The organism is Halomonas sp. AOP13-D3-9 (genome assembly GCF_052379125.1).
Classification (GTDB): Bacteria; Pseudomonadota; Gammaproteobacteria; order Pseudomonadales; family Halomonadaceae; genus Vreelandella.
In genome coordinates, this window is record NZ_JBQSYH010000012.1 from 73,757 (window position 1) to 94,469 (window position 20,713).

Genomic DNA, 20,713 nt, shown 5'->3' on the forward strand with positions numbered 1-20,713 from the left:
TCATTTATGAGGCCGCCCGTTCTCGTTGGTGATGACGCTAAGCTAACCGGTTACTCCGGTAGTGCGTAGCCAATCACGTAATCGCCCATCTTGGTACCAAAGGTACCGTGACCCCCCGCCGTAACGACCACATACTGGCGGCCATCCTGGCCCGTGTAAGTCATCGGTGTGGCCTGACCACCTGCTGGTAGGCGCGCTTTATACAGCTCCTCACCGGTGGTGATATCGTATCCGCGCAGGTACTGATCCAGCGTGCCACTCAAGAACGAAACACCGCCTGCGGTGGTCAGCGGGCCGCCTAGCGCTGGAACGCCGACGTTCAAACCAATTGGCAGGTCAAACGGCATGCTATCGCGTGTGGTGCCATTGGGGTGTTTCCAGGTCACTTGGTTACTTTGCAGATCGATACCCGCCACATCGCCCCAGGAAGGCGCTTGGCAGGGCAGGCCGAGTACTGAAAGCAGCGGGCCGAGTTCAACGGCATAGGGTGCCCCTTCATTAACTTGTAGGCCTTGCTCACTGGCAGAGCCTTGGCCCTCTTCAACTTCTTCGCGGGGTACCAGCTTGGAAACGAACGCCAGATATTTAGCCCCGGTGAAGAGCGCTTGGCGTTCGGGGTCAACTGCGATACCACCCCAGTTCATCACACCCACGTTACCTGGATAAACGATGCTGCCTTCCAGTGAAGGTGGCGTGTACTGGCCTTCGTAGCGCAAAGAGTTGAACTGAATGCGGCACATCATTTGATCAAACGGGGAAGCGCCCCACATATCGCGCTCGGTGAGCGGCGGTGGTAGCAGGTTAAGCGCTGAACGCGGCTGCGTCTCGGCCGTCCAGTCGCCCTCCACAGCCCCTTGCGGAACCGGTACTTCTTCAATGGGTACAATCGGTTCGCCGGTTTCGCGGTTCAATACATACAGGCTGCCTTGCTTGGTCGGCTGAATAACCGCGGGCTGGGTGCCATTATTGGTGGCCAGGTCAATCAGTACCGGCTGCGCGGGTGTATCCATATCCCATAGATCGTGATGCACAAACTGGTAAACCCACTCAACCTGACCATCTTCCAGGTCGAGTGCCACTAGACCTGCACTGTAGGTTTCATCGTTCTCAGTGCGGTCGGCGCCATACTGGTCAGGCGTAGCGTTACCCATGGGCAGGTAAACCAAGCCTAGCGCTTCATCAACGCTGATCGGTGCCCATACGTTGGGGGAGTTGCGCGTGTAGGTTTCGCCTTCTGGTAGCGGGTCGGTATTGTCTGGGTTGCCACTATCCCAGTTCCATACCAGCTCGCCGGTATGTACATCAAAGGCGCGGATAACGCCGGACGGCTCGTCGGTAGAGCTGTTGTCGGTGACATGTCCGCCTAGAATAATCAGGTTCTCAGTCACCGTAGCAGGGGAGGTGGAGTAGTACCCGCCTGGAGAAAACTCGCCAATATTGTTGGTGAGATCAATTTCACCGTTATTGCCAAAGCTGGCACACCGCTCACCGGTGTCAGCATTCAGCGCAATCAAGCGTGCATCTGCCGTGGGTAGGTACAGCCTGCGAGGGCACATGACGTCGGTCTCGCTGAGCATGGGTTGCTGCGGGGCGCCGTTTTCTTCTTCAACACCAAACAGCAGGGACAAGAAGGAGAGATCCAGACTGAAAATATCGCTGTCATCGAAGATGTCGAAAGAGAGAGCCGTTGCACTGCTCGGCGCAGCGTCACTGTTTGTTTCTTCTGTGCTATCGGTGGCAGCGTCGTTAGTGTCAGTAGAATAGTTTGCGGCGTCATAGTAGGCGAGGCCGCGGCAGGTCATATGCGCCCAGCCAGAAAAGTCATCCGCCCCCATAGTGCTGATTTCAGGATCAAACGCCCATAGGGTTTCACCTGTTTCGGGAGACAGCGCCATCGCCCGGCTGTGCGAGGTACAGATATACAAACTGTCGTTCACTTTCAGCGGGGTATTCTGATTGGTGATTTCGGGGGGCGCATTGGGGCCCGCTTCGTCACCGGTTTGAATGCGCCATACCTCTTCAAGCTCGCCGATGTTTTCCGGAGTGATCTGATCGAGCGAAGAGTAGTGGGTGCCCGCATTGGTGCCGCCATAGGCGGGCCAGTCATCGCCTGCCACTTGGGCAGGGTTGACGCTATCGGCGGTGGCTGTCTCGCTATCTGCCAGCGACCCTTCGATAGTGCCAGGATCGTTAAACTGACTGGCAATGGCCACGATAACAGCGGCAGCAATGCTGCCAACAAGCGCCAGACTGCCGCCTTTTGAGCCTAGCGGCTTACGCCACCAGGGCAGGAGCAGCAGAATGCCGATTAAGCAGAGGATGGCGACGCGGGGCACTAACTGCCACCAGTCGAGGCCAACCTCCCACAGGGCCCACACCAAGGTAGCCAAAAGAATCAGCGCGTAGAGCCATAGAGCGGCGCCGCGACGCAGGATAAATAAAATGCCGCAGGCAATCATGCCAAGCCCGGCGATTAAGTAGTAGGCGCTGCCGCCTACGCTGATTAGCTTGCTGCCGCCTAAAGCGAGCGCCAAGCCGACAATAAGTAGTAACAGGCCAACGACAATTGCTGGCCCTTTACCGTGATCGCGCGTGCTTTCTTCCATGAGGTGCCCCCTTTTAACAACGTACCGACAACGCGCTTTAACCCATCGACAGCGCCGATGGGTTAAAACACACATTTCAGAGAGATGATTTTAATTATCAATTCGCCATTGGTCTAACGATTTGCTGATTATTTTTGGCGATCCCCTACCGCCACATCGTTGACGTAGCGGCAGGGGGGGGGTTATAGCTTGACCAGCATTTTACCGGTGTTACCACCGTCAAACAGGGCGAGGAAGGCATCGGGGGTGCTCTCCAGGCCCTCCTTGACTGTCTCTTTATAAACCAGCTTGCCTTCCGCTACCTGAGGGGCTACTTCGTTCAGGAAATAGGGGTAGCTAGACCAATGGTCGGCAACAATGAATCCCTGCATTTTAGCTTTGCGTACCACTAGCTGTGCGAGATTACTGGGGCCGGGGGTCGGTGTTTTGGCATTGTAGCTGTCGATCATGCCGCACACGGCAATTCGTGCGCCTTCATTTAGCTGGCTGAGTGCCGCTTCAAGGCAGATGCCGCCCACGTTTTCGTAATACACATCAATGCCGTTGGGGCTGGCGAGCTTAATGGCGTCGCTTAACTCCAGTGCGGTGCGCTCGCGGTAGCTCACCGGTTCAACGCCCAGCGACTCGAGCCAGGCCAGCTTGTGTGCTGCGCCTGCAATACCCACCACATGGCAGCCCTTCGCTTTAGCCAGTTGGACGGCTAGCGAGCCAACTGCACCGCTGGCGGCGCTGACTAAAACGTTATCGCCAGGCTTACATTCGGCAATCAGGTTGAGGCCTGTCCAAGCTGTCATGCCGGGCATTCCCAGTACACCTAGATAGGCCTGCTCAGGAACATCAAGATCGGGTAGTTTTGTGACCACTTGTGCAGGCAGTTGGGCGATATCCCGCCAGCCGCCCATATGGCTGACGTTGTCGCCCACTTTCAAGCTGGGATCATTGGTCTCTATAACTTCGCCAATGGCGCCGCCTTCCATGGGCTTGCCGAGTTCAAACGGGTCCACATAGGTGCGAATGCCGCTCATGCGGCCACGCATGTAAGGGTCAACGGAAAGCCAGTGGTTACGAATGCGCACTTCGCCCTCAGCCAGTTCAGGCAGCGTTTGTGTCTCTAGCTTGAAGAGAGCGCGGTCGGGTAGGCCGTTGGGGTAATCGGTCAGGGTATAAAATTGTGACTGCATAAGTGCCTCCTGCAAATACTTCGCGTGTTGAATTCCTTCCAGCATAGAGACCATTAGCCTGCTTGCAAGTTCGTTAATGTATCGGGAGATAAGTCACATAAAGAAACAGGGCGACCATTGCGGGCCGCCCTGATGGGTATACTGAAGGGTGCTTTGCGTTAATTAACCAAGGTGACCATGACCGGCGCGACGCCCCGGCGAATCATGCCAAGCTCTCGTGCGGCCCGCTTGGATAAATCAATGATACGTCCCTTAACGAAGGGGCCGCGGTCATTGATTAGAACTTCAACTTCTTGCCCTGTATCGGGCCTTGTTACCAGCACCTTGCTCCCCAAAGGGAGGCTAGGGTGAGCGGCTGTCAGCGCCTGCTGATCAAAGGGCTCTCCGCTTGCAGTGGTCGCCCCTTGAAAGCGATCACTGTAAAAGGAGGCAACGCCCTCCTGTATTTCTGTTTCGTGTGCAAAAGCACTATTGGCAGCGCAGCTAAAGATTAACGCTGCAAAAAAAAACGTTCGGATCAGTCGTTTTTGAGCTCCCATAGGAGTACCTCGGTTTTGCGTGTTGCGAATCCCGCACTCTTGATGAGGTGCCTGATAGGCTTGTCGATACTACCCTTGTCGCAACGAGTCAGCAAGCTTTGAGAAGATCGATGCAAATAGGTTCAATTTCAAGATTTTTTAATCTCTGCTTATGTGGCCTTGGGTTTCAGTGACTTATCAGCCCAGGTATGAGATGCATAAAGAATGGTCGTTGCGCAATGCAGCATTTTTTATGAAACGCTCACTTTAATTGAGTAAGCAGCTTATAATCACGACTGCTTATCTAATTAATGATTGTCATTACGACTCAACAAGGAACAGCTCATGGCTAAATCCTCTTCGTTTGCGTTTGTATTGGTGGCGGTTGGTGGCGCCGCCGTGGGTTTTCTCGCCGCGCAACTTATTCCCTTGCCAGGGCAAACTGCTGATGAAACGCCTGCGGAAAGCGTAGACACAACTGATCAGCCGGCGGTTGCCGAGGCTATTGTTGGCCTTGAAAAGCTCACGCTTGATGAGCGTCTGCGTGGCGAAATCACCTCGGCCAGCGAACTGAACGGTAACGATGGTAGCCGCTTCATGCGCTATGCAATCTCACTGGAAGAGGATGAGATCGTTGAGATTTCTCTCAACGGCGCTCTGCAAGGCGTTGTCGCGCTTTATGATGATCAGTTACAGCTACTCGACAATGCGCCCATCGTTCGTCACCGTATTGAGGAGAGTGGTGACTACGTGGTGGTGGTTAGCGGTGCTGATGCCCACAGCTATGGCCCGTTTACCGTTGACAGCCGCGCCGTTGAGTTGACGGACGCCGACACAGTGGCAGTGGGTGAGCCTATCGACAGTTGGCTGCAGGGTGATGCCCGTGAAATCACCTTGAACATAGAGGAAGCAGGTCTCTACCAACTGGAAATGCGTTCTGACGACTTCGACGCTTACCTAGAGATTGAAGGGCCGAATGGCTACGCTCGTGAAGACGACGACAGCGCCGGTGATTTAGACGCACGTATTGCTGATTTCCTGGAGCCCGGTGAGTATACGCTGACGGCACGCAGCGCCTACGGTGATGGTGATGGCATCTATACGCTTTCAGTAGAGCCTCACGAGTTACCGGGAGATGGCGAGCTGCGCAATGATGGAGCGCTCACTCCCGATGACTCTCTCAACGGTTGGTACAGTGGTCAGGACCTTGGCTACCAAGTAGAAGTAGAAGAAGCTGGCATGTACCAGATTGACATGCGCTCCAGCGACATCGACTCGTATCTGGTACTTGAGGGGCCTAACGGTTACTACCGAGAAGATGATGATAGTGCCGGTAATCTAGATGCCAGCATCGCTGATTTTCTGGCTCCCGGTGAATATCAGTTAACGGCACGCACAGCCTATGGCGAGAGCAGCGGCATGTTTACGCTCACCATGGAACCGCGCGATATGCCCGATGTTGAACTGCGTAATGAAGGCACGCTTACCCCTGGTGAAGTGCTGAACGGTTGGTACAGCGGAGAGCCGCTGACGTACCAGTTGGAGGTAGAAGAGAGCTCGTTAGTGACGTTGGAGATGCGCTCTGCCGATTTTGATACCTTTATCGAAGTTAGTGGTCAAGGCGTTGCCATCAGCGATGACGACGGCGCAGGCGGTACCGACTCACGTCTTCAAGAGCCGTTGCTGCCCGGCACTTACACGGTAAGCGCACGAGGCTTTAGCGCTACCGGTAGCGGCTTATTCGAATTAAGCCTTGAGATGGAGCCGACGGATATTCCCCCAGAGCTTTAATTATCAGCGTTAATCAATAATGCCCAACGCCCCTGTCGCTTATCGTGATAGGGGCGTTACTCTATTGGTCGGTGGTGAGGAGCAAATGGTAAGGGGTTAACGGCCAGCTTTGAGGCAGCCTACCACCACCAGCACGGCCGCGGCGGGTAAACGCCAGTCGAGTACGCTCATGCCTGCCAGCACCAGCAGCAGGGCGGCCAGGATCGGCACGCCATAGGCCAAGCTGCCCACCAGGCTCGCGTGCCCCCAGCGCAACGCTTTATCCCACGCCACCATGGCTACTCCGTACGGCCCTAACCCCAGGGCGATACCTGCCAGCAATGCCTCCCCGCTGGGAAAAGCTAGCGTGCCTTCCAGTGCCAGGCTCGCGGTCAAGGCAATAGCACAGGCGATGAGCAGTAGCCGCGGCAGCAGCGGCGTTAACGCCACTGGCGCTGCTTGGCTTAACCATGAATAGATTGCCCAGCAGCAGGCGGCCAACAAGGCTAGCGCGTAGCCCGTGGTGGCGCCTCCCAGGCCCCCGTTGATAGCTTGAGGAACCAGCAGCAGCGCCGCACCCGAAAACGCAATCAGTGCGCCGACAACCCCCGCAATCTGCAGGCGGCCAAAACGGCTCCATTGGCTGAGCAGTACAAACAGCACCGGCCAAGTGTAGGTAATCAGCGCCGCTTCGGCGGCGGGCGCTAACCGCATGCCAATAAAGTAGGTGCTGACGGCGCCAAAGATGAGCAGCGGGATACCCACCCAAACACTCAGTTGCCAGCCCGCGCCGCAGGCGGCGACGTTACCCCGGCGGCTTAACGGTAGTGTTGCTAATGACCCTGCTAACAGGGTAACGGCGGTTAGCTGCAAGGGCGGTGTCGCTTTGGCAAACTCGGCCAGCAGCGGCGCCGCACTCCAAAGCATCACGGCCACTAACGCCGCACCAACACTGTACCAACGTGGAAATAACGCGGGGGAGTGAACGGGATGCATAAGAGTTCTCCTTGATTAGTGAATGTGCTGAGCAGCATACTCATTATGAACACATCACAATATCGATCTTTTATGATCGTTATTATCAAGAATGGTGATGAATAAGGGCTGATAGATGAGGACTGGTATATGCGTGCACCCACGTTGGATCTAACCCTGCTACGTACCCTGGTGGCCATCGCGGACACCGGCAGTGTAACGGCGGCGGCAAAGCGGTTAGCGTATACCCAGTCAACCGTGAGCATGCAGCTACAGCGGTTAGAGGCGCAGCTATCGCTCACGCTGCACGAGCGGGAAGGGCGGCGAATACGCTTTACTCCAGAAGGTGAGCGATTACTCAGCCATGCCCGACGGCTATTAGCGCTTAATGATGAAGCATGGAGTGATATGCAGGCTCGTCAGGTCACCGGGGATCTTACCCTGGGGATTCCTGAAGATTACGCCTCGCTGCTGCCCTCGGTGTTTGCCTACTTTCATCAGCTTTATCCCGCGGTCGGGTTAAAGGTGATCTGCGGTACCAGCACGCACCTCGTCGAGCAGGTAAAAGCCAAAGAGTTGGATTTAGCCCTGGTAACCCGGCAGCGTAACTCGCCAGGCGGCGATGTTATCCGCCGGGAGCCTTTATTGTGGGCCGTAGGAATGAACCAGCAGCCGCTGCTTAGTGACCCGCTGCCGCTGGCGCTCTACTCCCCAGGGGCAGATGTGTTTCGTGAAGTGGCCGAGCAGGCATTGCAATCAGCCGGGCGTAGCTGGCGGGTTGCCTATACCAGCCAGTCCATGGCGGGGTTGGCACCGATTGTTACCGCTGGGTTGGCCATCGTGGTGGTGACTCGCAGCATGCTAACCCCAGCGCTGAGGCCGCTGGATGAGAGCAGCGGGCTGCCGGCGCTGCCGATGATTGAGCTGGCGCTGCACCGTGCGCCGCACCGGCCTTCGGAGCCTGCGCGCCGATTGGGCGAGTTAATACGCGAACAGCTGGCAGCGCCCGAGCAGGCGCTATAAGGTATTTCGTTAGTAACGTTTAGCGTTGATGGCCGCGTAGTGCTTTAATCAGCGTAAGGGAGCGTTACTGACTAGACTAAAAAGCCAATGCATTGGCAGTTAGGAGCACTACATGCACGAACTGGATCACTATATCTACCCGCATCGGGTGTTGCACTGGCTGGTGGCGGGCGCGGTGTTGCTCTCTTTGGCCAGCGGTTTAACGTTAGGCTTTTTGGGCTATGAGCGCACCGTTGCGCTAGTCGGCAATATGCTTACGAACCTGCTTTATACCAGCCATAAAACGCTGGGGGTGTTGATACTATTGCTAATGACGCTACGTATTATTACCCGCCTGGCCTTTGTGGTGCCCGACCATGAACCGCCTTTAAACGCCTTTGAGCGAGTAGTTAGTACCAGCGTCCATCATTTGCTCTATTTAGCACTCATTATCATGCCTTTGTTGGGCTGGGCAGCAACGGCAAGTGGCGGATTTCCCGTTGAGTTTTTCCACTGGCATTTGCCAGGGTTAATTGGCGAGCGCGAGCAGCTATCTGAACAGCTGTTTATGTGGCATGAGCGCCTGGGGTGGGCCATTTTAGGCTTGGTGGTACTGCACGTCGCGGGGGCCATATTCCATTGGAAAATCAAACGCGATAACGTGATGAAGCGTATGAGCCTGTTTGATTAACGGCCATTGAAAATGGCTAAAGACTAACCCGCCGAGCCGTAGCGATAGCACTCTACTGCTTGGCGAGATTTGACAGCGTACATATGGCTATCGGCTTCACGCAGTAAACTCTCTAGCGTGGTGTTGTCTGTCCCCTGGCAAGTGCTAACGCCGATGCTTACGCCCACACTGACTCGTTCGCCGCAGGGGAGTTTGATCGGTGAGCGAATGGCTTCCCCGATACGGGCCTGAATATTCTCAAGCGTATCGTCGGGCTCAATATTCTCCATGATAATAATGAACTCATCGCCGCCAAAGCGTGCGCAGTGATCACCAACACGCGCCAGGTTAGCGATGCGCTTAGCTATTTGTTGTAATACAAAATCTCCTGCCTCATGGCCGTAGCAGTCATTAATGGGTTTGAAACGATCAAGATCGAGCATCAGTAACGCCAAGCGCTGACCAAGTTGACGATTACGCTCGAGAACCTCTTCGGCGCAGCGCGCCAGACCGTGACGATTTAATAAACTCGTTAGCATATCGCAGTTGGCTAAATGCTCCAGCGCTTTCGTACGGGTGGCGACTTTTTGTTCCAGCACGGCTTCCTGCTTTTTAAGCGCGGCTAGCATGGTGGCCTGAGCCCGCTCTTTTTGCCGTTTGAGTTTGTTAAAGCGCGCTGCCAGAGCAAATGAGAGCAGCAACATTTCTAGCGCTGAGCCAATTTGAATCCCGTGAAGAGTAATAAAGTTGGCGGGTAATACGCCCAGGTTGCGCAGCGCAAAGATGCCTGAGCCGAGCAGGAATACCGACCACGCAAACACGAACATTCTAGCGCTGGGTAGGCGCCGTAAACTGCAGTAGCTGCCACATATCAGGAGCAGTAACGCCGCCATAAACCCCGTCACATCCATAATGTGAAGCGCCGTAGGAATCGGCAGGAGCAGTGACGCGATAACGGCCAGCCAGCAGTAGCAACGGAAGGTGTTTAATACCTGATGCCAGCGTGGGCAGTATATCTCGGTGTTAAGAAAACTCTGTGCAAACAACGTGGCCATGGCGGATGCGAAAGTGAAGCCGAGCGCTACCAGACGCGAGGTGTTTTCACCCAAAAAGCTCCAAAACATCAGTGTGCCAATGCCGTTAAATGCCAAGATAGCAAGGCCAAAGCCAGCGACAAATAGCGAGTAATAAAGAAAGATGCGCTCTTTTAGGCCAAAAAATAGCAGCAGATTATATAAACCCATCGCCAGCAGCATGCCAAAGTAGGTAGCTAGCCAAAAATTATGTCGATCATTTTGGGTATAAAATGTCTCGGGTGCTAACAAGTTATAGCTAAGCATCTTGCTACCTGAGGCAGCCACATGGGTGTACAGCGTGACGGTCTCAAAAGCGGCTAGCTCCAGTGGAAAAACCGCCTGACGGTGGGCGAGTGCGCGCTGTTCAACGGGAACCGCACTGCCGCTTCGCTGCATATCACTGCGCTGTTGGCGGAGTGTGTGAAGAGTGACGTAATCCAGGAACGGGTACTCGAACTCCACTATCCAGCGCTGGGGGGTCGGCGAATTGTTGCGCACCTGAGCGCGCAGCCATACTTCACCTCGGGTGTAACCGAAATTTAAATCTTGAGCGTCTTGGGTTGGCTGAAAAGGTCGCGGCTGGGCGAGTAAATCGTTAATCGTTAAAGATGTTTTGTCTGCGTGCCAGTACTCGTTATAAGGGGCGAGTGAATAACTCGCCTGGCTTGGCGATGCGGATAGAGGAGTGTTTGCCTGCGCCCACGGCATAAAACAAACCGCAAGCAGCAGCAATAAGCCGGTGTAAGCACCCGCTATAAAACGTCGTGCATGCATAGGGCATCGCTTTTTTCGTTTTTTTACCCCGATTGCTGTTCCCTGGGTTCCCTTACCCGTCGGGGGCCGCTAATGCATCGACATAGTGCTAGCTGCTTAAATTTACCTACGCCATGCGATCAGCTCTCTGAGTGTAGTTGGCTTTGGCATAAGGGAGCGTTTAAAACCCTCATGCTTTAGGAGTGATATAACTCAAATGTTGTGTAAGCCGTTGCATCAAAGTGCCGCTATGGCGCCAAAAATGCCAATAGAGCGGTACTGCTAAAGAATACCCAGGAGCCACACTGGCGAGTTGGCCACTGGCCATTAATTCGCCGACCTGTAACTGAGGCATCATGCCGTAGCCGATCCCGGCTGAAGCTAAGCGCACAAACCCTTCTGAAGAGGGACAGAGGTGGTAAGGAAAGGGGCCATGGTAGCCGCACTGGGCAAGGAACTGGTGCTGCAACTGATCATGAGGGCCGAAGACAATGGCGGGTGCCTTTCTAAAAGCCTCATCGCTGGGCCCATCGGGGAAGTGTCGCGCCACGTAAGCGGGGGAGGCAAGCGGGTGGTAGTGCATTTCGCCCAACGCTACACAGCGTGCCCCGGCAATCGGTTGTGGCGCCGCGCACAGGCAGGCCGCTACATCGCCATCGCGTAAGCGCTTGAGCCCTACATCCTGATCTTCAATGACCAGATCCAGCAGCAACCCCTCCTGCTGACAGATAGTGGCGACCGCTTCGGCCCACCAGGTGACCAAACTATCCGCATTGATGGCGATCCGCAGGCGAGGAGCCTGATCATCAAGCGTGGGCAGGGAGCTCCGCAGGTCACGCTCTAAAAGCTGTACCTGCTGATAATGAGTCAACAGCCGCTGGCCAGCAGGGGTGGGAGCAAGATGCGGGTGGCGTACCAGCACCGGCTGGCCAAGGCGGACTTCCAGCGCTTTAATGCGTTGGGAGACGGCTGATTGAGAGAGTCCCAATATATCGCCAGCGCGCTCGAAGCCGTCGCACTCCACTACGGTCGCCAAGGCGTGAAGCAGTTTGTAATCCAGCATGGCGGTGTTCCCAGGACAGAATAAATGACATAAAGCAAAAAAGGACGACTAACCCCGGTATTGCTCTCTATCTAGACATAAATAGGATTGAATCTCATAGGTCAATGAATTACATTTCATGCATGGCTAGCGCACCCAACCCTCTCAGGTTGCCTAGCACTTTATGTGAGTAGTTTCTGTTACGCCCAGCCTAAAGGATACTGTAATGCCCGCCATCATGCTCCGTCGCCCTCTTGTTGGCATCGTTGCGCTTAGCGCGCTGATGCCTTTTGCCGCTGTTGTTGTCGACACGGCTGCTGCTGACGATACCGTTAGCGCCGACGCCGTGGTTCACCACTACGCCGAACTGGCCCATGCCAATTACGCCGATGCACTGAGTGCCGCCCAGGCACTGAACGAGCGTATCGACGAATTGCTGGCCAATCCCACTACCGAGACCCTGAACGCCGCCAAGCAAGCCTGGCTGCAGGCACGTATTCCTTACCAGCAGAGCGAAGTATTCCGCTTTGGCAATGCCGTGGTCGACGACTGGGAAGGGCAGCTAAACGCCTGGCCCCTGGATGAGGGCATGATCGATTATGTGGAAGGCGACGACTACCAGCATGAGCTGGGCAATGAAGGCGCTACCGCCAATATTGTTGCCAACGAGCAAATCACTGTTGGGGGCGAAAGCCTGGACGTTAGCGAGATCACGCCGGAGCTCCTCGCCGACCTGAATGAAATTGGCGGTTCGGAAGCCAACGTCGCCAGCGGCTACCATGCCATCGAGTTTCTGCTCTGGGGGCAGGATCTGAACGGCTTTGAGGCGGGCAGCGGCGAGCGCCCGGTGAGTGATTTTCAAACCGGCGACGACTGCACCCATGGCAACTGCGACCGTCGTCGCACATACCTGGACGCGGTCTCCGACCTGTTAGTTGATGATCTTGAGTGGATGGTGGCCCAGTGGGCACCGGAAACAGAGGGCAACTATCGCCAGGAACTACTGGCGGAGAGCGACCAGGAGGGCCTGCGCCGCATGCTGTTCGGCATGGGCTCGCTCTCCCTGGGGGAGTTAGCGGGTGAGCGTATGAAGGTGGCGCTGGAAGCCAACTCTTTTGAGGATGAGCACGACTGCTTCAGCGACAATACCCACAACTCCCACTACTACAATGGTCAGGGTGTTCAGAATATCTACACCGGCAGCTATCAGCGCCTTGATGGCAGCGTGGTCGAGGGGCCTTCGCTGCAAGACCTATTGGCTCAGGAAGATAGCGAGCTTGCCGACACCCTTGGTGAGCAGCTTGAAGCTACCATGGCGCGCCTCGATGCTATCAAGCAGGCGGCTGAGGCGGAAAGCTCGCCGATGGCTTTTGACATGATGATCGCGCCGGGCAATGAGCAGGGCAGCGAGCTGATCAACGAGGCGATTCTCACCCTGGTAGCGCAAACCGGATCCATCGAACAGGCCGCGGGCTCACTGGGCGTGACATCGCTGCAGCCTGATGACGCAGGTCACCAGTTCTAGAAAGGGCTAGCGTCAATTCTGAGCCGCCGATGGTGTAACTGTCGAGCGGCTCTGTTGCTTTTTGTTGAATGGCTCGTATGCCGTATCATCCTTTTCAAGGTATCACCATGTACCGCTTACCCCGGTTTATTGTCCTCGCCAAGTGGCTGCCCAGCAGATTAATCCACAGTAGTGTCATCCTTGCCCTGCTGGTAGCGCCCTTGCAGGCCGCTGAATCGCCCACCCAGGCGTATCCCATCCAAACGACGCCCATGAGCGGTGGCGATGGCTCGGTAGAGCAGTTTGACCATAACGCCTACTCGCTGCCGCTGGGTAATATGTCGATGACCAAGCGCCTTGATTTCAGCGTTGGCAATAGCTTCTTTCGTAACCCCTGGGTGGCGGCACCCGCCAGCACCGAGGCCCGGGATGGCCTGGGGCCGCTGATCAATACCAATAGCTGCCAAGGGTGCCACCTCAAGGATGGTCGCGGGCACCCACCCACCGGCGACGAAAACCCTATCGCGCTGTTTCTGCGCCTTTCGCTGCCCGCTAGCCAAGCGGATCCAGAAACACTGGAGCAGCGCGGCGCGCTTCCGGTACCTAACTACGGCTTGCAGCTACAAACCGCAGCGATTAGCGGTGCCAAGCCCGAGGCCAAAATGGTGATTGAATATCGCCCTCGGGAAGTGAGCTTCACTGATGGCACCAGCGTCACCTTGCAGGAACCGCTCTACTCGATTGCCGAGCCTGCTTACGGCGAGCTGCCCAAGGATCTGCAGACCTCGCCGCGGCTGGCGCCGCCCATGATTGGCCTTGGGCTGCTAGAGGCGATTCCCGAGGCTGATCTGATGGCGGCCGCTGACCCTGACGACGCTGATGGTGACGGTATCTCCGGGCGCTACAATCAGGTCTGGGACCTGCGCAGTGGCACCACCAAACTGGGGCGTTTCGGCTGGAAGGCGGGTGAGCCCAGCATTGAACAACAGAGCCTACACGCCTTCGCCGGGGATATGGGGCTCACCTCCAGCCTCGTGCCGCAAACCGACTGCATGGAGAGCCAGGGGTGCGATGAATTTCCCAACGGCGGCACGCCCGAAGTCAGCGATGACGTGGCCGACTTTGTAACTTTCTATGCCTCCAGCCTAGCAGTACCCATGCGCCGCAATATGGATGACCCGGCGGTGAAGCAGGGAGCTGAACGGTTTAATGCCCTGGGCTGCGCCAGTTGCCATACGCCGCGCCATCGCACCGCCGCGGATGCTGACCGCCCTGCGCTGGCGGATCAGATCATATGGCCGTATAGCGATCTGCTGCTGCACGACATGGGCGACGCCCTGGCCGACCATCGCAGCGAGTTTAAAGCCGACGGCCGCGAATGGCGCACCCCGCCGCTGTGGGGTATTGGCCTAGCGCAAAGGGTTAACCCCCGAGCGGGCTTTCTCCACGACGGCCGCGCCCGCACCCTGGAAGAGGCGGTTCTTTGGCACGGCGGTGAGGCGGAAGAGGCCACTCAAGGCTACCGTGACTTGGCCGAAGACCAACGCGCTGAACTGATTCGTTTTCTTGAGTCCCTGTAAGTGTCGTTGAATTGTTGAAAAGATTGATTACTAAGGAGTGTATGTGATGGCTGCGTTTCGTCGGCTGGGTTTGCTGGCCTGTGCATTTTTGGCTGCACCGCTATCTTTTGCTACGGAGAACACCGCGCCGCGGGATATATGGCACGGTGCGGTAGAGATGCAGTATGCCGAGCTAAGCGCCGCCTCCGAGCGCCTGGAGGCGAGCGCCACACGCTTTTGCCAAGCCCCCGATGAATCGCTCAGGCAGCGGTTGGAAACTGACTGGCTGAACGCCTATCAAGCCTGGCAGGCGGTGCGCTTTATCCAGTTTGGCCCGGTGGAGCAGAACAGCCGGGGCTGGCAGCTGCAGTTCTGGCCGGATCGTAAAAACCTGGTAGGCCGCAAAGTGGGCGGATGGCTGCAAGCAGCCGACGCACCGGATGCCCAGGATATCGCCGCTGACAGCGTGGCGATCCAGGGCTTTCCCGCCCTTGAGTACCTGCTTTATGACGATGCCATGGACGAAGAGGCCCTTAGCGACGCCAGCGCCTGTGCCCTGATGCAGGCCATCACCACCCACCTTGCGGATACCACAAACGCGCTACACCGCGACTGGCAGGCCTTTGGCGAGCACTATATTGCGCCGGACGATACCCAGCGCTATACCGAGGCCACCCTGGCCAGCGCCATTCAGGCCCTCGAACTACTCGAAGATAAACGTCTCGGTGAGCCCATGGGCCTTAAAGGTGCGCCCGCCAACGGCTACCTGGCGGAAGCCTGGCGCAGCGGCAACTCGATTCGTTTGGTAGAGAGCAGCCTGGAGGGCCTGCGTACCGGCTTCCTGCCGGGCCTTACCGCGCTGCTGCGCGAGGCCGGTGCGCTACCGCTAGCCGAGGCGTTTCGTGATCAGTTGGATAAGACGCTTGCCCAGGCCAGCGAGCAATCGTCGGGCTTAGTGCCAGCCCTTGAAGACGAAGAGGCGTTTCGCGGTCTGCAATCCCTCTACCTCGACATTAGCCAGCTACGCCATCTGCTGGGTAACGAGATCGCTGGTGAGCTGGGGCTGGTGCGAGGCTTTAACTCCAGCGATGGAGATTAAGCCATGCAGCGACGCCAGGTGCTTAAAGTGGGACTGGGCAGCGTCGCCATGGCGCTGACGCCGCTGAGTTGGGCGCTGCCCGCCCGTGAAGAGGTGGATTGGCTATTTAGCGCGGTGGATGATCCCAGCGGGGGGCATTACATCGCTGGGGTGGCATTGGATGGCCAGACCCGCTTTATGATCGAGGTGCCCGAGCGCTGCCACGGCGGCTGTTTACGGCCAGATTCCCGCCAGGCGGTACTGTTTGCCCGCCGCCCCGGCACGCGGATGCACGTGATTGATGGCGACAGCCGCCAATTAGCCCAAACCATTGCCGCGGGAGAGGGCTACCACTTCTACGGCCACGGCGTGTTTGATCTAAGCGGGCGCTACCTCTATGTCACCGCAAATCGCCTGGAGGACAGCGCCGGGCTGGTGCGGGTTTACGACGCTGCCAGCGGCTACGCCCATGTGCGCGATATGCCACTGGGCGGCATCGGCCCTCATGAGCTTCGGCTGATGCCGGACGGCGACACCCTGGTGATTGGCTTGGGCGGCATTCAGACCCACCCTGACTATGGCCGGGTAAAACTCAATCTGGACACCATGGCCCCGGCGCTGCTGCTGATGGATCGTCACAGCGGCGAAATAGCGGCCCGTCACGCGCCCTCGCACCACCAGCTAAGCTGCCGTCATCTGGACGTAGCGGCGGACGGCACGGTGGTTGCCGGGTACCAGTTTGAAGGCCCCGAGTGGGAATCCCATCCGCTGATTTGCCGTCTGGATGCCGCCGGGCGCTTCTCAGAGCTGCCGCTGCCCGAAGAAGTGACCGCCAGCCTGAATCACTACATCGCCAGCGTGGCGTTTAGCCGTGTCTCGGCCAATGTTTTGGTGACCGCTCCCCGTGGCAACCAGGTGCTGCTGCTGGATGCCGCCCAAGGCAAGCTGGTTGCCAGCCTGGCACTGCCCGACGCCGCCGGCGCCCGCTGCGACGGCAACGGCGGCTTTCTGGTCTCCTCCGGCCAGGGCGGGCTCTATCGAGTAACGCCTGACTCTGCAACGCCTGAGCTGCTCGCCAGTCTGGAACTCCGCTGGGATAACCATTTGACATAGCTCTTAGAAAGAGCGCTTAGAAATAGCTCTTTGGGATAGCGCTTAGAAATAGCTCTTTGGGATAGCGCTTAGAAATAGCTCTTTGGGATAGCGCTTAGAAATAGCTCTTTGGGATAGCGCTTAGAAATAGCGCTTTGGAATGGCCTTTTGAAACAGACGGCCAGGACATCGGTTTGAAGCCAATATAAATGACGCCTTCTTGGTAAGAGGTGCTGCTGGTAGACTTCAGCGCTCTTTACAGGAAGGCAAGGAGCACTATGGAACTGCTGCGCTTAGTATTTCATCACTACCGCTGGCCCTTTCTGGGCGCCATTGCTCTGAGCCTAGTGAGCGCTGGCTTAGGGGTCGGGGTGATTGCGTTTATCAATCAGCGGCTTATTGAAGTAGGCAGTATGGCGGCGTTGCCGCAATTTCTAGGCCTGCTGGCGGTGCTGCTGGCGGTTACGCTGAGTACGCAGCTGGCACTGACTGTGCTGGGGCATCACTTTGTGTTTGACCTACGCTCACGGCTGGTAAAGCGGATTCTCGACACCGATATCGAGCGTTTGGAGCAGTTGGGCAACGCCACCTTGCTGGCTAGCCTGTCCAGCGATGTGCGCAATATCACCATTGGTTTTGTACGCCTACCGGAGCTAATTCAGGGGGTGGTGCTAACGCTCGCTTCGGTGGCTTACTTGGCATGGCTCTCGCCGCAAATGGTGGTGATCACCGTGGTGTGGATTGCGTTTACCATGGGCGTGGGCTGGGTGCTGGTGTCGCGGGTGTATCGCCACTTTCGCCTGGTGCGTGAAAGCGAAGACAGTCTATATAAGGATTTCCAGGCGGCCATTGAAGGGCGCAAAGAGCTGGCGCTCAACCGCGACCGTGCCCGGCGCTTTTATGACGAGCGCTATACCGCCAATGCCCGTGACTATCGTCACCATATCATCCGCGCCGATACCTACCATTTAAGTGCCAATAACTGGTCTAACATTATGATGTTGGGTGCCATCGGGGTGGTGTTTTTCCTCTCTAATGGATTGGGCTGGGCGAATACCACGGTGGCTTCCACCTTCGCGTTGACGCTGCTGTTCCTGCGTACGCCGCTCATTCAGGCGGTGGGCGCCTGGCCAACGCTGATCAGTGCCCAGGTCGCGTTTGATAAATTGAGCAGCCTGGAGCTAGCCGAGTACCAATCAAGCTTTGCCGTCGACGATACGCTGGCCGATTGGCAGCGTCTGGAGCTGGAGGAAGTCACCTACCACTACCCGGACACTGCCCAGGGCGAGGGCTTCCAGGTGGGGCCTCTTAATATGACCCTTGTGCGCGGTGAGCAGGTGTTTCTGATTGGCGGTAACGGCAGCGGTAAGTCGACCCTGGCCAGGTTGCTTTCGGGATTATACCGCCCCCAAAGTGGCACCATCAAGATTGATGGGCAGGTGGTCACTGCTGCTCAGTGGGAGGCGTTTCGCGCCCGTTTTGCCAGCGTGTTTACCGATTTCCATCAGTTCGATCAGACCATGGGCCCTGAAGGCCTGCCTGCTGACCCGCAGGTCGTTGATACCTGGCTTGAGCGACTGCAGATGCAGCACAAGCTGCAGTGGGAGGGTGATCGCGTTATTAACACCCAGTTCTCCCAAGGGCAGCGTAAGCGTCTGGCGCTTCTGCTGGCGATTGCCGAGAAGCGCGATATCTTATTGCTGGACGAGTGGGCGGCGGATCAAGACCCGCAGTTCCGGCGGCTGTTCTACCGCGAGCTGTTACCGAACTTAAAAGCGATGGGGAAAACCGTGTTTGCCATCAGCCATGACGACAGTTACTTCGTCCACGCCGACCGGTTGCTTGAGATGTCGAAGGGCCAGCTAAGCGAGCTGAAAGGCGAACAGCGTGCACGGGCAAGCGAAGACGCCGTTGCTCAGATCAATATCTAACAGTGCACTAGCTTTTTAACTGGCGGGCTCAAACGCCTGCCGATTAAAGCAGGTGCTCGCCTAAACGTGCCCGACCACAGAGGTGAATTTTATTGAGCCACGGCGATATTGTGCTCTCCGTTGGGGTGCTTCATGACCTGCATCGGCAATCCATAAATTGCTTCTAAGGTGCTGTCGCACATCAAATCGTTTGGGGTGCCATGAGCCAGCAGGCGGCCACTGTGCAGTGCCATCAGCTCGTCGCAGTAGCGCGATGCCATGTTGATATCGTGGAGGACAATAATGACCCCCAGATTTAACTCATCACACAGCTTGCGGATTAGCGCTAGCACTTCGATTTGGTGGGCAATATCCAGTGCTGCTAAGGGCTCATCCAGCAGCAGGAAACGGCTGCCCTGAGCCAGTAGCATGGCCAGCCACACCCGCTGACGTTCACCACCGGAGAGCGTATCGACCAGGCGGTCGGCAAAGGCCTCGGTGTGGGTTAGGGCGATGGCGCGATCAATGGCATCTTTGTCTTTCTGGTTGTGACGCCCTAGCAGGCCATGCCAAGGGTAGCGGCCAAAGGCGACTAGCTCGCGTCCGGTAAGACTCTCTGCACTCGGTAAATGCTGGGGCAGGTAAGCCACCTGACGGGCGAACTCTCGATTTCCCCAGTCACTCAGTGGGCGCTGATCAAAGTGAACCTCCCCTTGGCTTACCGGCTGCTGCTGGGCCATTAGCTTGATCAGCGTCGACTTGCCCGAGCCGTTATGGCCAATCAGGCCGTAAACCTTGCCTTCATGAAAGCTGTGGTCAATGGGATTTAGAATCGGTTTGCCATTAATCTCAAAAGTGGCGCCTCTGACCTCGAACATGAATCACTCCTGGCAATAGGGTTAATGATAATGGCTCCATTCTAGTGCTAATAGTTCTCATTTTTAACAAAAAAATGAAAAGATTTACGAGATAGAGGGCAAACGCCGCTTGTGGAAACCAGAACAGGAGAGGTCTCAGGCGGTTAGCCTCTGATTGATTGGCTAACCGATACGATTAGAGATGATGTTGATCGTGTATCAGCAAGACGCTAAACACGCTAGCAGTTGGCCATGCCTCTCAGGGTGTGCCGCCAGTAAGCTGCGCCATTGAGCGGGATTCGGCTCGCCAGTGAGATCCGTGACGGTATAGCCAGCCTCTCGGGCAATCACAATGGCGGCGGCGATATCCCAAAAGTCGAGTGCAGCCCCTTGAGACCAAAAGGCATCAAAGCGGCCCAGACTGGTATAAGCGAGCTCCAGCGCCGCCGAGCCTGGGCTGCGGATACCGGCTACCTGGGGCATTAAGGCGGCGAGTTGGCTTATGGCTATCGTACAGTCGCCTTTGGCGTGGTAGGGCAAACAGGTACTTATTAGCATCTCGTTGAGGGGGCGCGGTTCCGGCGTGGTGAGCGGCGTGTCGTTGAGGAAGACGCCGGTGCCAAGGCTTGCCCACAGCATTTCATCAAGCAAGGGGTGGTAAACAACCCCGATGATCAGCTCATTGCCCTTGGTGACTGCAATGGAGACCGAGAAGTGAGGCACTCCATGCAGGAAGTTGCTGGTGCCATCAAGAGGGTCAATGATCACGGTATAGTTGCTATCGGTGGGTGTCAGGCCGCTCTCTTCACCGAGGAAAGCGATATCGGGAAAAACGCTGCTGATACAGTCGATAATGATGTTTTCCGCAGCCGTATCGTAGTAGCTGACAAAGTCTGACGCCCCCTTTTGCTCAAAGGCAATCCTACCCTTGAGCGAATATCCCTCGCGCAACAGCGCACCCGCCTCGTACGCTGCCTGCTTCACCGTTTCGAGCAGGTCATTGCTGCTATCAAGCATTGTGTTTCTCCTGGGCATTCATCGTGTCGTAGTGAATGGCTAAAACTGTATCCATTCAATGTAACTAGCCATTCATGACACGCCGATGACAGTGACGGATAGC

At 56.6% G+C, this 20,713-nt stretch carries 16 protein-coding genes; 8 read left to right on the forward strand and 8 right to left on the reverse strand.

The features are described from left to right. Positions 1-50: 50 nt before the first annotated feature. The 3 genes from ACT3UM_RS14575 to ACT3UM_RS14585 form a co-directional block, all read right to left on the reverse strand. Complete coding sequence (locus tag ACT3UM_RS14575) at positions 51-2,606, reverse strand: glucose/quinate/shikimate family membrane-bound PQQ-dependent dehydrogenase (RefSeq protein WP_498899944.1); 2,556 nt, start codon at positions 2,604-2,606, stop codon at positions 51-53. 182 nt (positions 2,607-2,788) lie between these two features. Then, positions 2,789-3,787 carry an NADP-dependent oxidoreductase gene (locus tag ACT3UM_RS14580; protein WP_498899946.1) on the reverse strand — a complete coding sequence of 333 codons (999 nt, stop codon included), beginning with the start codon at positions 3,785-3,787 and terminating at the stop codon, positions 2,789-2,791. Between the two features lie 158 nt (positions 3,788-3,945). Continuing rightward, a complete protein-coding gene (locus ACT3UM_RS14585; protein WP_498899948.1) occupies positions 3,946-4,326 on the reverse strand; it encodes a septal ring lytic transglycosylase RlpA family protein in 381 nt (126 codons plus the stop codon). A gap of 324 nt (positions 4,327-4,650) precedes the next feature. Between ACT3UM_RS14585 and ACT3UM_RS14590 the strand changes: the two genes are divergently transcribed. Then, positions 4,651-6,096 (forward strand): hypothetical protein, encoded by a 1,446-nt coding sequence (locus ACT3UM_RS14590; protein WP_498899950.1) that lies wholly within the window; start codon positions 4,651-4,653, stop codon positions 6,094-6,096. Positions 6,097-6,192: 96 nt separating this feature from the next. On the opposite strand, the gene ACT3UM_RS14595 is transcribed toward ACT3UM_RS14590, so the two are convergent. Continuing rightward, complete coding sequence (locus tag ACT3UM_RS14595; protein ID WP_498899952.1) at positions 6,193-7,071, reverse strand: DMT family transporter; 879 nt, start codon at positions 7,069-7,071, stop codon at positions 6,193-6,195. Between the two features lie 129 nt (positions 7,072-7,200). Here ACT3UM_RS14595 and ACT3UM_RS14600 point away from each other — a divergent pair, with 129 nt between their 5' ends. Beyond that, positions 7,201-8,073, forward strand: a complete 873-nt coding sequence (locus ACT3UM_RS14600) for a LysR substrate-binding domain-containing protein (RefSeq protein ID WP_144810408.1) — start codon at positions 7,201-7,203, stop codon at positions 8,071-8,073. Positions 8,074-8,185: 112 nt separating this feature from the next. Next, complete coding sequence (locus ACT3UM_RS14605) at positions 8,186-8,743, forward strand: cytochrome b (protein ID WP_035577052.1); 558 nt, start codon at positions 8,186-8,188, stop codon at positions 8,741-8,743. A 23-nt stretch (positions 8,744-8,766) separates the two neighbouring features. Here ACT3UM_RS14605 and ACT3UM_RS14610 read toward each other — a convergent pair whose 3' ends face one another. Further along, the gene (locus tag ACT3UM_RS14610; protein WP_498899954.1) at positions 8,767-10,572 is read right to left on the reverse strand and encodes a 7TM diverse intracellular signaling domain-containing protein; all 1,806 of its coding nucleotides are present in this window, start codon (positions 10,570-10,572) and stop codon (positions 8,767-8,769) included. Positions 10,573-10,741: 169 nt separating this feature from the next. Further along, complete coding sequence (locus ACT3UM_RS14615) at positions 10,742-11,614, reverse strand: LysR family transcriptional regulator ArgP (RefSeq protein WP_498899956.1); 873 nt, start codon at positions 11,612-11,614, stop codon at positions 10,742-10,744. Positions 11,615-11,819: 205 nt separating this feature from the next. Here ACT3UM_RS14615 and ACT3UM_RS14620 point away from each other — a divergent pair, with 205 nt between their 5' ends. The 5 genes from ACT3UM_RS14620 (at position 11,820) to ACT3UM_RS14640 (ending at position 18,757) form a co-directional block, all read left to right on the forward strand. Continuing rightward, positions 11,820-13,118 carry an imelysin family protein gene (locus ACT3UM_RS14620; protein WP_498899958.1) on the forward strand — a complete coding sequence of 433 codons (1,299 nt, stop codon included), beginning with the start codon at positions 11,820-11,822 and terminating at the stop codon, positions 13,116-13,118. A 107-nt stretch (positions 13,119-13,225) separates the two neighbouring features. Continuing rightward, positions 13,226-14,677 carry a di-heme oxidoreductase family protein gene (locus ACT3UM_RS14625; RefSeq protein ID WP_498899960.1) on the forward strand — a complete coding sequence of 484 codons (1,452 nt, stop codon included), beginning with the start codon at positions 13,226-13,228 and terminating at the stop codon, positions 14,675-14,677. 46 nt (positions 14,678-14,723) lie between these two features. Beyond that, a complete protein-coding gene (locus ACT3UM_RS14630; RefSeq protein WP_498899962.1) occupies positions 14,724-15,755 on the forward strand; it encodes an imelysin family protein in 1,032 nt (343 codons plus the stop codon). Between the two features lie 3 nt (positions 15,756-15,758). After that, positions 15,759-16,847, forward strand: a complete 1,089-nt coding sequence (locus ACT3UM_RS14635) for a DUF1513 domain-containing protein (RefSeq protein WP_498899964.1) — start codon at positions 15,759-15,761, stop codon at positions 16,845-16,847. Between the two features lie 257 nt (positions 16,848-17,104). Beyond that, positions 17,105-18,757, forward strand: a complete 1,653-nt coding sequence (locus ACT3UM_RS14640) for a multidrug ABC transporter permease/ATP-binding protein (RefSeq protein WP_498899966.1) — start codon at positions 17,105-17,107, stop codon at positions 18,755-18,757. An 89-nt stretch (positions 18,758-18,846) separates the two neighbouring features. Here the strand turns inward: ACT3UM_RS14640 and ACT3UM_RS14645 are convergent, their stop codons facing one another. Further along, positions 18,847-19,614 carry an ABC transporter ATP-binding protein gene (locus ACT3UM_RS14645; RefSeq protein ID WP_498899968.1) on the reverse strand — a complete coding sequence of 256 codons (768 nt, stop codon included), beginning with the start codon at positions 19,612-19,614 and terminating at the stop codon, positions 18,847-18,849. A gap of 198 nt (positions 19,615-19,812) precedes the next feature. Continuing rightward, positions 19,813-20,610, reverse strand: coding sequence for an inositol monophosphatase family protein (locus ACT3UM_RS14650; protein WP_498899970.1), 798 nt, complete (start codon positions 20,608-20,610; stop codon positions 19,813-19,815). Positions 20,611-20,713 lie beyond the last annotated feature (103 nt).